Source organism: Pseudoalteromonas sp. SWXJZ10B (assembly GCF_015864475.1).
GTDB lineage: Bacteria > Pseudomonadota > Gammaproteobacteria > Enterobacterales > Alteromonadaceae > Pseudoalteromonas > Pseudoalteromonas arctica.
In genome coordinates, this window is record NZ_JADYXD010000002.1 from 273,622 (window position 1) to 287,432 (window position 13,811).

The following is a 13,811-nucleotide window of genomic DNA, read 5'->3' on the forward strand; positions in this document are numbered from 1 at the left end:
AATTAACATGTCTGATAAAAAATTAAGTTTAGCAAGTAAGCGTGCAATAGAGCGTGGCTACGATAAATATGGCCCGCAGTGGCTTACAGAATTTGATATAGAACCGTTGCTGGGTGATTTTGCCTATGAAGAAGGGGTTATACGTCGCGATCCTTCATCTGTTTTATACATTGATGGTGTTTACCATTGTTGGTACACCAAAGGTGAGGGGGAAACGGTTGGTTTTAACTCTACTAATCCGAATGACAAAGTATTTCCATGGGATTTAACGCAAGTTTGGCATGCCACCTCAAAAGACAGTATTACATGGCAAGAACAAGGCTTAGCTGTAAGCCCAGGTAAACCAGGTGATTACGACGACAGAGCAATTTTTACGCCTGAAGTGTTTGAACACCAAGGTCATTATTATTTGGTTTATCAAACAGTACAAACACCTTATACAAATCGTCAGTACGAACATATTGCAATAGCTCACTCTGAATCTGCATTTGGGCCGTGGATAAAATCACCAAAACCGATTGTAAGCCCAAGCAAAGATGGTAAATGGCTTGGTGATGAAGACAGTCGTTTTGCAGTAACAGCTAAAGGTAGTTTTGATAGTCATAAAGTACACGACCCATGTTTAGTATTTTTTAATAATAAATTTTACTTGTACTACAAAGGCGAAACCCAAGGTGAAGGAATGAACTTTGGTGGTCGTGAAATAAAACACGGTGTTGCTATTGCTGATGATGTATTAGGTCCTTATGTTAAATCGCCTTATAACCCTATTTCAAATAGCGGTCATGAGGTCGTTGTTTGGAATTATAAAGGGGGTATTGCTAGTTTGCTAACAACCGATGGCCCTGAAAAAAACACCATTCAATTTGCTCAGGACGGTATTAATTTTGAAATTATGGCGCATATAAAAGGCGGTCCAGAAGCAATTGGTTTATATAGGCCTGCACAAGGGTTTGAGCAAAATCCAGCACCTGGAATTAGCTGGGGATTGTGCCATAAATACGATGCCAGTTGGAACTGGAACTATATTTGTCGGTTTACTCCTCGTAAGCAAGTGCTCGACGCCGGTACCTTTCAAAACAGTAACTAGGGAAAGTAAAGAATGAGTGAGCAACAAAATCAATTTGACCCGACAGAGCATCCACACCGGCGTTTAAACCCATTATTAAATGAATATGTGTTGGTGTCGCCACACCGGGCTAAACGCCCATGGCAAGGTCAAGAAGAAAGTGTAGATATTGAGGTTAAACCAGAATACGACGAAAGCTGCTTTTTATGTAAAGGCAATACGCGTATTAACGGTGAAGTAAATCCAGATTACAAAAACACCTTTGTGTTTACTAATGACTTTGCCGCCTTGCGTGAAGGTGTGCCTGATGTGGAGCAAACCGATCCCCTATTTAGTATGCATACAGAGCGTGGCACTGCGCGTGTTATTTGTTTTTCGCCTAATCATGCAAAAACACTACCAGAGCTTAGTGTTTCGCAAGTTACAAATGTAGTAAGCACATGGCAAGAGCAATGCATAGAGTTATCAAAAACTTACAAATGGGTTCAGGTATTTGAAAATAAAGGCGCTGTAATGGGGTGCTCTAACCCACATCCACATGGTCAAATTTGGGCACAAAATAAATTACCTAGTTTGGTTGCGCGTAAACACGAAAACCTCAAACGATATTACGAAAAGTATAAAAGTAATTTACTGCTTGATTACGCAAAACGTGAAATTGAAAAGCAAGAACGCGTGGTTTGTGTAAACGATGATTGGCTGGTGGTTGTGCCTTATTGGGCTGCATGGCCATTTGAAACACTGCTATTGCCTCGGTTTGCGATTACTCAAATGATACAGCTGACAGACGCTCAACAAAGTAGTCTAGCTGAAATTATTAAAAATATAACAACTCGTTACGATAACTTATTTCAATGTTCATTTCCGTACTCTATGGGCTGGCATGGCGCGCCTTATGATGGTCAAAGCCACTTATTTTGGCAATTACATGCGCAGTTTTTACCGCCATTACTACGATCAGCCAGTGTTAAAAAATTTATGGTTGGTTACGAGATGATGGCCGAAGCACAGCGTGATATTACACCCGAGCAAGCTGCCACTATTTTGAAGAAACAATCACTAACGCATTATAAAGAGAACACTAAATGAATGTTGAACAAAGCGCACGGTTAGCTTTTTCAAACCACTTTGGACGCGATGCCGACTTTGTTGTCAAAGCCCCAGGGCGTGTTAATTTAATTGGTGAGCACACCGATTACAATGATGGTTTTGTACTGCCTTGTGCCATTGAATACGCTACTTACATTGCGGTGTCCCCTCGAACTGACGATGTAGTAAATGTACTTGCACTTGATTGCGATAACCAAACCGACAACTTTTTAGTAAATAAACCGCTTAATAGCCACAGTACGCAAACGTGGAGTAATTATGTTCGCGGCGTAGTTGATGAACTGCAAAAACGAAATCATAAACTCAGTGGCTGCGATATATGCATCACAGGTAATGTCCCGCAAGGAGCTGGTCTTAGTTCATCGGCTGCACTTGAGGTAGGTATTGCTTATGCATTTAATCATTTATGTGAATTGTTTATTGAGCGAAAAGACATAGCTCAAATTGCACAAGCCGCTGAAAACAATTTTGTGGGCTGCAACTGTGGAATTATGGATCAGCTTATATCGGCGTGTGGTCAGCAAGGACAAGCATTGGGTATAGATTGCCGCTCACTTGATTTAATTGAAGTGAGCATTGACCCAAAGATGACTATTTTAATGGTTAACTCAAACGTTAAACGAGGCTTGCTTGATAGCGAATATAACTTACGCCGAGAGCAATGTTATGCAGGGGCAGAAGCTTTGTCTAAACCGAGCTTGCGCGATGTAAGTATTGATGAGTTTGAGGCAAAAAAACATACATTAAGCGTTGAAGTAGCCAAGCGTGTAGAGCACATTGTGTATGAAAATGCGCGCACATTAGAAGCCATGCAAGCCTTTAGTAATAACGATATAACCAAACTAAGTACACTAATGGCACAAAGCCATGCCTCTATGCGTGATTTGTTCGAAATAACCACCTCCCAAATCGACACTCTTGTGAATATTATCGCAAAAGTAATTAATGAACACGGCGGCGTAAGAATGACGGGCGGTGGCTTTGGTGGTTGTGTAGTGGCGTTTGTTCCTAATTTTTTGGTAGAGAATGTAATTAGTGCTATTGAAACGCAGTACGAGCAACAAACAGGATTAAAAGAAACGATTTACACAAGCGTACCTTCAGCTGGTGTATCACTTATAAGAGCATAAGGACAATCTAATGAAAAAAGTACTGGTAACAGGAGGCGCGGGATATATTGGCAGCCACACTGTTTTAAGCTTATTAAAAGATGGTTTTGACGTAGTAGTAATAGACGATTTAAGTAACTCGAGTCGTGAATCGCTAACTCGCGTAGAAGCGTTATCAAAGCGAAAAGTTGAATTTATTCACGCCAGTTTACTTGATAACGATAAGTTGTCTGCCACGTTTAGCGAGCATAAATTTGATTCGGTTATTCACTTTGCAGGTTTAAAAGCGGTAGGCGAATCCATAGAAAAACCACTTGAGTATTATTATACCAACTTGGTGTCTACCTTAAATTTATGCCAATGCATGCTTAAATATAATGTTGATAAACTCGTGTTTAGCTCATCAGCTACAGTTTATGGACAAGGCGCATCGGTGCCTTATACCGAAAGTTTACCTCTAGGGCGTGCAGCAAGCCCGTATGGGCAAACAAAGGTAATGATTGAGCAAATACTACAAGAAATAGTCGCCTCAAATACCGGTTTGCAAGTAGCCAGCCTGCGCTACTTTAATCCTATTGGCGCAGATATTAGCGGCCAAATAGGAGAAGACCCATTAGGTATTCCTAACAATTTAATGCCCTTTATTGCTCAAGTTGCTGTAGGTAAACGTGACAAATTAGCTATTTTTGGAGGCGATTACCCTACTGAAGACGGTACATGTGAGCGTGACTATATACACGTTAGTGATTTAGCCAATGGTCATATTAAAGCCCTTAAATGGCTTGGCGAGCAACACCACAGTCTATATGAAGCATTTAACCTAGGCACTGGTACTCCTTATTCTGTGCTTGGCATAGTAAAAGCATTTATTGAGTATACCGGAGTTGATATTAACTTTGACATTGTAAAGCGCCGAGATGGCGACTTAGCTGCCTTTTGGGCCGATTCATCTAAAGCCCAGTCTGTTTTAGGCTGGCAATGTCAATATACCCTCGCAGACATGATGAAAGACACATGGCGCTGGCAAAGTAATAACCCTAATGGCTATCCAAATGTATAACTTCCTTATGTAAAGCACTGTCTACACAAGGCGCCCTAATCCACACACAATAATAAAGGTGATTAAAATGAAACGGAGAAGTTTTTTAAAACTCAGCGCTGGTCTACTAAGTTCAAGCCTGTTAAGTGGTTGCAGCGGATTATTTGCATCATACCGAGGTGACTTAACCTCAACTGCGCCATTAGATAATACGAATTTTAGTAAGCAGGTGTGGCTTGGTAAGCATTTTTGGGGCAACAGACTACAAGATTGGCAGCGTATAGGTAATGAGCTTTTATGTACCCGAGAAGGAAAAGATTTTGAAGCGCGTACTGTATCGTTACTCACCAGGCAACTTAATGGCTCATTACAAAGTGGGCGTATAAAAGCCACCGTACGCAATTTAACACCGAATGAAGAGGGCTTTTGTGGATTTTTATTAGGAATTGGCAAAGGTGAGCTATCAGCTAAAGGTGCTGCTTTAGCACAGCGAGCTGGTGGCGAAAATGGCGGAATAATTGCCGCCTTTGACAGTTTAGGTAAATTATCATTTAGACAGTTTGATGATGAAAGCAAAGCGCTTGATTTTACTATTATTAATCGTGCTCCATTTAATATACAACAATATAAAAGCGGCGATAAAATAACACTCGATTGCCATTTAGACCCAATAGATGCACACCATTTTGATATTCGTCTTGTGGCAAGTAACACAAATACAGCCCAGGAGTTAGGATTTGCAGTACTTCACAAAGTACCCGCAGATCAACTGCAAGGGGGGATTTCGTTATTAAGCTCCTCAGAGCCTTTTGTAGCAGGCGCACGTTGGGGGTTTAGTGATATTGAAACCGGTGGCGGTAAAATAACTCTAAATAATGCCAATACCTTAGGCCCGGTTATGGGGTGTATGTATAGCGTTAATAAACAGGTCCTCAAGTTATCTTGTCAGTTAATGCCTATTAATATTAAAGAATTTTCACGCGTAGAGCTGCAATATAAGTTTGAAAACCAATTGGATTGGCAGCATGCAGGCACAGCAAAAATTGAAGATGGGTTTGTAGCAAGGTTTAGGTTAAGTAATTGGAACTATTTAAAACAAGCTCAATACAGAATTGTTAACCCACAAAAGCCTGAAGACACTTTATACTTTGGCACTATTGCTAAGGACCCACAAAATACTAAAGAATTCACGATTGCATTGTACTCTTGTATTATTCCTACTTCTAAAAGCTTAGACAACACACATTACACACGCCTTATTAGTAGCGAGCGCGATTTAGGACGTTACACCAAAGACAATATTTTATTTCCTCACACTGAACTTGTAGAAAATGCTAATTACCATAACCCTGATATGTATGTCTTTTGTGGCGATCAGTACTACGAAACATACCCGACTCGCTATGGTCGCCACACCAAAGATGCCAAACTAGATACCTTATATAAATGGTACTTATGGTACTGGGCGTTTGCCGATAGTATAAAAGATAAGCCTACACTTGTTTTAGTTGATGACCATGATGTGCTGCAAGGTAACTTGTGGGGCGATGGTGGCGATCACTCCGATATGCTAAAAGAGGAAGACGGCGGTTATAAGTGGGACAAAGACCTTGTTAGAATGATCTACCGTATGCAAAATGGGCATAATCCAGACCCTTACGACCCTACGCCTATTAAATATGATATTCCTGTAGCCTACGCCGCTTTTGAATATGGCGGAATTAGCTTTGCGATGGTTGAGGATCGTAAATTTAAAACGCCACCTGACTACAAAGCTAATAAGCTTGCCACAACGGGTGAGTTATTAGGTAAACGCCAAGAAGCCTTTTTAAAAGACTGGCAAACTATGCACCCGGGTAAACCTAAAATATGTATTACAGCTTCCATGTGGGGGTCGCCTCAAACCGATGAAAATGGCAAAGCATTAATAGATTACGATGCAAATGGCTACCCGGCTGATGGGCGTACACGCGCAGTAAAACTAGTAAGTGACGCTAACGCATTAGTAATTGCGGGAGATCAACACCTCGGGTTGCTTGCCTACCAAGGAATAAATACCTTTGATGATGGCAGCTTGTTTTTTGCAGGCCCAGCTAGCGCAGCATTTTGGCAGCGATGGTTTGAACCCTACGCACCTTTACCAAATCAGCGAAACAACGACAAAAACACCGGTGATTTTACCGACACGTTTGGCAATAAAATGCGAGTTCTAGCGGCAGCTAACCCAAAAGTTACGCATAAACTTTTTGCTAAACAAAATACAACGTGGGGTAAGTTTTTAGCTGACAGAAACTTAAAAAGTGAAGGTTATGGAATTATTAAAATAAACCATGCAAAAAAATATTATCAATTAGAGTGCTGGGAGTGGAATACAGATCCATCAACAGAAAAGCAGTTTACTGGTTGGCCGTATATAAAAGAATTTTGATTAGGCTAGAACTATTGACGATAAACTCTGTGTAAATATTTACTTTAACACTGTTACTTAAGAGCAATTTAATGCTTACGCATTAAGTTGGTTTTTTATAATCAAATAAATATTGTTAACAAAATACAGTTGACAATTGTTTGGTTATTATATTATTGTTTACAAAAGATTAACCTGACAACATAATAATACCTTAGAAAGGGAACACACATGACAATCATCAACAAAGCGTTCAAGTTGAGCGCGATTACAGCTGCAGTACTTGCAACACAATTGGTTTACGCCAAGCAAGACGAAAGCACACAAGAAAAACCGAAAGTAGAAGCCGATATTGAAATAATTGAAGTCAGCGGGTTAGCCGCCAGTCTTAAAAAATCTATTAATGATAAGCGTTTTGCTGAAAACGTTGTTGATTCGATTAACGCGGAAGATATAGGTAAGTCTACCGATCAAAATATTGCTGATGCGCTTTCGCGTGTAACTGGTGTATCAGTACAATCCGTTGATGGTGAAGGTGCACGAATATCTGTGCGTGGTGCTAACTCACAACAAAACAATATTAGCATGAATGGTGTGCAATTAGGTTCTACAGGTTTTAGCCAAGGCGTAGACTTATCGCAGTATTCATCCGATATTTTATCTAAAATTGAAGTGGTAAAAACACCGAGTGCAGATCATGAAGAGGGTTCGCTAGGCGCAAATATCAATCTTTCGACTACAAAGCCGCTTGATTTAAATTATGAAATTTCCACTATGACTTTAGAAGGTAGGTACAACGATTTATCTGATAAAGAAAATTATAAAATATCGGGTACGATGTCGAAAAAGCTTTTTGACGATACCTTTGGCGTGGTTTTTACTGCAGTTAAAGAGACTAACGAATACCGAAAAGACCAATACTCTGCTACAGAGTGGACAGCAGTTCAGTCGCCTTTAGCAACAGATACAAATGGCAACGTTGTTGAAAATGCGGTAGGTATTACACCTCGTTTAGTTAATTATCAGCTTTTTGATAGTCAAAATGACCGCACCAGTATTAACTTAGGTTTGCAGTGGCGAGCAAGTGAAAACACAGAGTTTAACTTTAACGCAAACCTTGCAAAACAAGATGTTAATAACTCAATGCATGGTATTAATACGCGCTCAATGGAAACTAAAAACTTAGTTGAAGGTGAAGACCCAGGCCTTTCTGGCGTGACAGCTAAATTTACTGATCCTGAAGCTAGCTGGCGTACCATTGATTTAAAAACGAATACATTTACTAAATTTATCAACCGCTTTGGTAACGGTGGTTTAGTGCAGTCAGAAGGTGAATTTGAAAATAAAAACCAAGTTTACTCACTTGATATGAATCACGGTTTTAGTGACTCATTTTCGATGGAAGCTGGCGTTGGGTACTCTAAAACGCAGCAAATACCAGAAAACTCAGTGTACGTTGCACTGCAAAATTTTGCCAATATTAGTGCATGGAGCTTAGTAAATGTGCCACCAGAGGATATGGAGCCTGTTGGTTATGACTGTACAGCAGGCGGTCCGTGTAAATTAGTTACAGGCACCGGCTTAATTGATTACGGCGAAAACGACACTTTTGGTGACCCAACAAATCTATGGGATAACTACAGCACCACGGGATTTAATCCGGATGAGCTAAAAGCGCAGCATTTATCGTACATGGGCAGAACCCTCAACGAAGTCGAAGATGAACAAAAATCGCTCTTTGTCGATTTTGATTACGTGCTTGACACAAGCTATGTACGCTCAATTGAATTTGGTGCAAAATGGTCAAAACGTACAAAATATGTAGATGCTCAGCAAGGTGCCTTTAATAGTGTAGGCGAGGGGGTTGTAGTTATAAACCCTGCAACAGGCCAACCTGCAGTACTTGGTAGCGGTTTAAGAGATATTTCTGGTGATTTAATAACCAACGGTGAAGGGTTTCCTGTTGACGATTTTATGGCTGATTTAGGTTATGGCCGCGACAATGTAACCGATGGGTGGAATCGATTTTCGGCTTTTAAAGCATTTGAAGTAGCTTTAGGGAGTCCAGAAGTTGCTTTTGCCACAGACGATTCAAACACTCGCAATACAGAGCTAGATAACTTAGCATTTTACACCAAGCTAAATTTTGAATTAGCAGATGGACGTGTTACAGGTGATGTGGGTGTGCGTTATGTAAAAACGACTGTAGAAGTGCAAGGTGCATCGGGTGTACAGTTTGCATTTGACCCTTCAAATAATGCTCGTTTAATGGACCCATTTAAATTAGCAGAGTTGCGTGATACTAGCTTACCACTGTGTGCTGCAACGCAATTTTATGGTGCAGATTACAACGAAGAAATACGCTGGTCGAGAACCGATGGTCTAGGCTACGACACAAAAGGCACTATTGATAAATCAGACGATGTGGCTATTCCTGCTCAAGGCGCGTGTCATGATCCTAACGCTGTACGTGGTAATCCAAATGAATCTGAGTGGTGGTTATGGCGCCATTCTGATGTATCAACCGAAAAAAACTGGATATATGGCGAGCGTAAATTTGATGCAAATGGAAACTTATTACCAACAGAAGACAGAAGCTTACGCTCGTTTGCAGTAACTGGTGAGCACGACTACGATTTGTTTTTACCCAGTATCAATATTAACTACTTGCAAAGTGAAGACACCATTATTCGTTTTGCAGCATCTAAAACAATGGCACGCCCGCAAATTGACTCGCTTCGCCCTGGTTTTAAAGTAAGAGAAACACAATGGGGCGGTGAAAACCGTAACAACTCAATTACGCTTACCAATCCTAAACTCGATCCACTTGAATCAATAAACCTTGATTTATCATATGAATGGTATTTCAACGATTCGGGATTATTAGCAGCATCATTATTTTATAAAGACATGACAAACTTTGAAGAGTCTGAAACGATTGTTACCTACATGGATGACCTACGTGGAGTGGGACTCGAAGAGGGCGAATCTTATAACCCAGACGATTTAGTACTTATTGCAGGCCAAGATAGCTTAGAAAAATGTATGCCTAAGCGTTTTCAAGGTGGCCAGGATTATCAAAAAGAGTGGATGTATTCGGGCGACTTAGAGCAAATGTGTGCCAAATTTAACACCACCCGAATTAAAAATGGTAAAGGGGCAAGTATTAAAGGGTTAGAGCTTCAATACATGCAAACCTACGATAACTTACCGGGTATTTGGTCCGGCCTTGGCTTGCAGGCTAACTATACATATCAAGACAGTAAGTACGATCAAGAAGTATCATCGATTGATAATAATGTAAAAATTCCTTCATTGGCGGTTGCCTATACGCCAGAGCATAGCTACAACGTAACGGGTTTTTGGGAAAAAGATGGTCATCAATTACGTCTATCTTACCAAGGGACAACCGATCAGCTAGTACAACGCTCATGGGAAAACGGATCGCTGTGGGAAGAGGGACGTAAAACGCTCGACTTTTCTGCAAGTTATAAAGTAAATAACTACATGACGGTATCACTACAAGTTGCCAATGTAACCGACGAAGGCGTAAGACAATACTTTACCAGTCGTTTCTTAAATGCTGGTGGCCAAACGTTTTCTGAAGGCAGCCCGCTTGAAGGCGATGCAACTAAATCACGTACTGTTTACGCATATAAAACAGGCCGGACATTGAGACTTAATACCCGTATTAATTTCTAAATTTTTAATCTAATAAAAAGCCCGCAGCATTTCTGCGGGCTTTTTGGCTTTTGTTACTTGTCTCGTCCTGAAATGTGTTTACACATTTAGGACTTATTATGACCAAGTCAAATAATACACCGATTAAAAGAACACACCGATTAAAAGAACACACGAGATTATTCATTAGGCTTTAAATTGCAAGTTGTCGACGCTGTAGAAAAAGGCGATATGACTTATAAACAAGCCCAAAAAATTTATTAACTGAAAGTGGAGAATCTATCTCATTTTAGAAATTGTTACTGTAGTTTTCTCATAGTGGGAAGCTCTAATCGGTTATCTAAACAAAGCTTTATATAGGGCGGGTTAAGAAAACTATCTGCAATAATACCTTTTTATAACAAGCTAGCTAAAATATTTAGTGTCTAGGTAAACATCTCTGATAATACTTGCAATTAACTTTTATCAATTTGTAACCGTTTTTAGAAAAAAAAATGCTGATCTTTAGTAAAAAATCAAATATAGTTTGTTTACTGTTAACAATATTTGATTTGTGAGATTAAAACTATGAACAAAAACATATCTCGTCGTTCAGTCCTCAAAATGCTTGCTGCTGGTGTTGCTGCTACAGGAATTTCTGGTTGCACTAGCAGTTTTGGGACAGTGGCTTCAACAACTACCCGCGGTACTAAATCTCATCATGATAATTGGTATAAAACGTATGATAGAGTATGGCTTGGAAAACAATATTGGGCTAATCCAATGGAGGATTGGCGCGTAGTTAATGGTGCTGCTGAATGTAGAAGTAGAGGTGGTAATCGTAGTGTTCATTCACTCACTCACCAAATAGCGCATCTTGACCAATCTTTTACAATGTCGGTGCAAGTGTCTCGCTTAGAGCAAAACAGCAACGATGGTGGCGCGGGTATTCGTCTTGGTGCTAAAAGTGAATTAAATGAATACCGTAGTAATTGTTTTGTACAGCAGGGTTATGACCTTGGTATTAAAAACAACGATTTAGTGTTAGGCAATAACACCGTGCCTATATCGATTCCGATAGAGGATCAAGCTGTTACTTTAACGCTGACTGGAACACCTCAATCAGGTGCCATGGCTTTAGAGTTAACGGTTAGTTTAACGTCGTCAGGAAAAGTGATAGGTACTCTCACTCATTTGGCTGCAGCCACTGAATTATTAGGCAATGTGGCGTTGGTGAGTAACTTTTCGATTCCATCCGTCACATATGAAAATGCACCTGAAGACAAGTTGGGCGCACGATATAAATTTAGTAATTGGACCATGCAAGGTGAAGCATTTTCAGTAATAGATGAACAAGCGTTTGGTCCGATACTTTGGACTATGTATTCGTTAAACGATACATTGAGTGATGAAGGCTTTGTGATGAAGTTGAGTGCTTACACAGGGCCTATAGGTGAACAAGATAATCAGCAAATAGAACTACAAATACAGCGTGATGATCAGTGGCTCGCTATTGATTCGCAAGTCATAGACCATGATGGCTGGTTGGCGACCTTTCGTATTGCTAATTGGGATGAAACACGCGATACGCCTTTTCGGGTTGTATACCGTGAAAAACACACAGATGGTACACAAACCCCAGATATATATTCAGGGATTATAAAAGCGAACCCAGCGAGTGAAAAATTACGAATGGCCGCGCTCACGTGTCAAAATGATTATGGTTTTCCGTACCAACCTGTTGCTCAAAATGTCGAAAAACTAAACCCCGATTTGGTGTTCTTTTCTGGTGATCAAATTTATGAAAGTCATGGCGGATTTGGTGTAATTCGTACTCCAGATAATTTAGCGATTTTAAATTACTTACGCAAATTCTATCAGTTTGGCTTGGCTTTCAAAGAGGTAATGCGTAATCAACCGACAATTTGTTTGCCCGATGATCATGATGTACTCCAAGGTAATTTGTGGGGGGAAGGTGGTGCAAGGATGGAAAACATTTCCAAAGACCCTTCAGCAAGTGCATTAGGTGGTTATATTGATTCTGCACGCGTGATAAATATGATACATAAAACCACTCTCAACCATAATCCAGATCCTTATGATCCAACGCCAACTAATGGTATTAGCTCGTATTATGGCACTATGCTATATGGCGGTGTCGGTTTTGCGATTCTTGCCGACAGACAATGGAAAAGTGGCCCAGAGCGTATTAATGTTGCGGTTGGCGAAACGGGACAAGATGAAGACCCACTTTTTTATAATCCTATATTCAATCCCCCCGGCTTAGACCTGTTAGGAAACCGCCAAGAGAACTTTCTTATAAAGTGGGGTAATGATTGGCGTGGGCATAAATTAAAAGCGGTATTAAGTCAAACGGTGTTTGCTGCTATTTCTACTCATCAGCCCCTACCTGATCGCTTCTTGAAATATGATTTTGATTCGAGTGGTTGGCCTGCATCTGCACGTAACCGTGCAATTGACGCAATGCGTGACTCTATGGCGTTACATATTTGTGGAGATACCCATTTAGGTTCTTTATCGCAATATGGCGTAAACCAGCAAAGAGATAGCAATTGGGCTTTTTGTACGCCAGCTATTTCTGCCGGTTGGCCAAGATGGTGGAAACCTGATTCGATGAGCATGCCTTACCAAAACCGGCCAGCACACGGCCTTGGCGAAACTGGCGAATATAATGACACTTTCGGTAATAAGATTTATGTCTATGCGGTAGGAAATCCACAGGTTGGTAAATCCAGTAATCGTTATGTAAAGGCACATGAGAAAGGGAGTGGTTTTGGCTTTATTACATTTGATTCTGAAAAGCTGACATACACAATGGAAGCATATAAGTTTTTAATAGATATAGCCGATGGTAAAGCAAGTAATCAGTATCCAGGATGGCCAGTAACTATTCATCAACAAGAGAATAAAGGCAAAAATATATTAAGTTAACTTATATGTATTAGTTCAGACAATATCTGACAATTCAACTTGAAAAAGTGAGAGTTACCCGTTTTGATAAAGGTGTCGAATCTTTAAATCAAAACAAACAAAAAGGTAACTCTCATGTTGCACACTAACAACCCAACCATAAAACACAAAGCCGGTTTACTTAACCTTGCTGAAGAACTAGGCAATGTATCAAGAGCCTGTAAAGTCATGGGCGTATCACGAGATACATTTTATCGTTATCAAGAACTCGTTAATGAGGGGGGATTGATGCGTTAATCGAAAAGAACCACCGTACACTAAATATAAAGAATCGCGTTGACGAAGAAACAGAGCAAGCCGTCATTAAATATGCAGTTGACTATCCTGCTCACGGCCATCATAGAAGCAGCAATGAGCTTCGTAAATTAGGCGTGTTTTTTTCAGGTAGTGGTGTTCGTTCAATTGTTAGCTATACGCTTAAGGAAG

General features: G+C 40.3%; 7 protein-coding genes and 1 pseudogene. All 8 read left to right on the plus strand.

From position 1 onward, the window contains the following. Positions 1-7 precede the first annotated feature (7 nt). Positions 8-1,090 (plus strand): glycoside hydrolase family 117 protein, encoded by a 1,083-nt coding sequence (locus tag I6F54_RS03090; protein WP_165727475.1) that lies wholly within the window; start codon positions 8-10, stop codon positions 1,088-1,090. A 12-nt stretch (positions 1,091-1,102) separates the two neighbouring features. Then, a complete protein-coding gene (locus tag I6F54_RS03095; RefSeq protein WP_165740989.1) occupies positions 1,103-2,158 on the plus strand; it encodes a UDP-glucose--hexose-1-phosphate uridylyltransferase in 1,056 nt (351 codons plus the stop codon). Beyond that, positions 2,155-3,309, plus strand: coding sequence for a galactokinase (gene galK / locus I6F54_RS03100; protein ID WP_165727477.1), 1,155 nt, complete (start codon positions 2,155-2,157; stop codon positions 3,307-3,309). Before I6F54_RS03095 ends, galK begins: the two co-directional genes overlap by 4 nt. Before the next feature lie 10 nt (positions 3,310-3,319). Further along, positions 3,320-4,348: a UDP-glucose 4-epimerase GalE gene (galE, locus tag I6F54_RS03105; RefSeq protein ID WP_165740990.1), complete on the plus strand. Its 1,029-nt coding sequence runs from the start codon at positions 3,320-3,322 to the stop codon at positions 4,346-4,348. A gap of 67 nt (positions 4,349-4,415) precedes the next feature. Beyond that, the gene (locus tag I6F54_RS03110) at positions 4,416-6,755 is read left to right on the plus strand and encodes an alkaline phosphatase D family protein (protein ID WP_197139641.1); all 2,340 of its coding nucleotides are present in this window, start codon (positions 4,416-4,418) and stop codon (positions 6,753-6,755) included. Between the two features lie 210 nt (positions 6,756-6,965). Then, positions 6,966-10,436, plus strand: a complete 3,471-nt coding sequence (locus I6F54_RS03115) for a TonB-dependent receptor (protein ID WP_165741745.1) — start codon at positions 6,966-6,968, stop codon at positions 10,434-10,436. 546 nt (positions 10,437-10,982) lie between these two features. Continuing rightward, on the plus strand, positions 10,983-13,346 hold the full coding sequence (locus I6F54_RS03120) for an alkaline phosphatase D family protein (RefSeq protein WP_165727481.1): 2,364 nt from the start codon (positions 10,983-10,985) through the stop codon (positions 13,344-13,346). Between the two features lie 114 nt (positions 13,347-13,460). Continuing rightward, a pseudogene (locus I6F54_RS03125) lies at positions 13,461-13,789 on the plus strand (helix-turn-helix domain-containing protein); the annotation flags it as partial. Positions 13,790-13,811 lie beyond the last annotated feature (22 nt).

Excerpts from the sequence above, each read along its gene's own strand:
- galE (WP_165740990.1), top strand. The coding sequence starts at position 3,320 with ATGAAAAAAGTACTGGTAACAGGAGGCGCGGGATATATTGGCAGCCAC.
- I6F54_RS03120 (WP_165727481.1), top strand. The coding sequence starts at position 10,983 with ATGAACAAAAACATATCTCGTCGTTCAGTCCTCAAAATGCTTGCTGCT.
- I6F54_RS03090 (WP_165727475.1), top strand. The coding sequence starts at position 8 with ATGTCTGATAAAAAATTAAGTTTAGCAAGTAAGCGTGCAATAGAGCGT.
- I6F54_RS03110 (WP_197139641.1), top strand. The coding sequence starts at position 4,416 with ATGAAACGGAGAAGTTTTTTAAAACTCAGCGCTGGTCTACTAAGTTCA.
- galK (WP_165727477.1), top strand. The coding sequence starts at position 2,155 with ATGAATGTTGAACAAAGCGCACGGTTAGCTTTTTCAAACCACTTTGGA.
- I6F54_RS03115 (WP_165741745.1), top strand. The coding sequence starts at position 6,966 with ATGACAATCATCAACAAAGCGTTCAAGTTGAGCGCGATTACAGCTGCA.
- I6F54_RS03095 (WP_165740989.1), top strand. The coding sequence starts at position 1,103 with ATGAGTGAGCAACAAAATCAATTTGACCCGACAGAGCATCCACACCGG.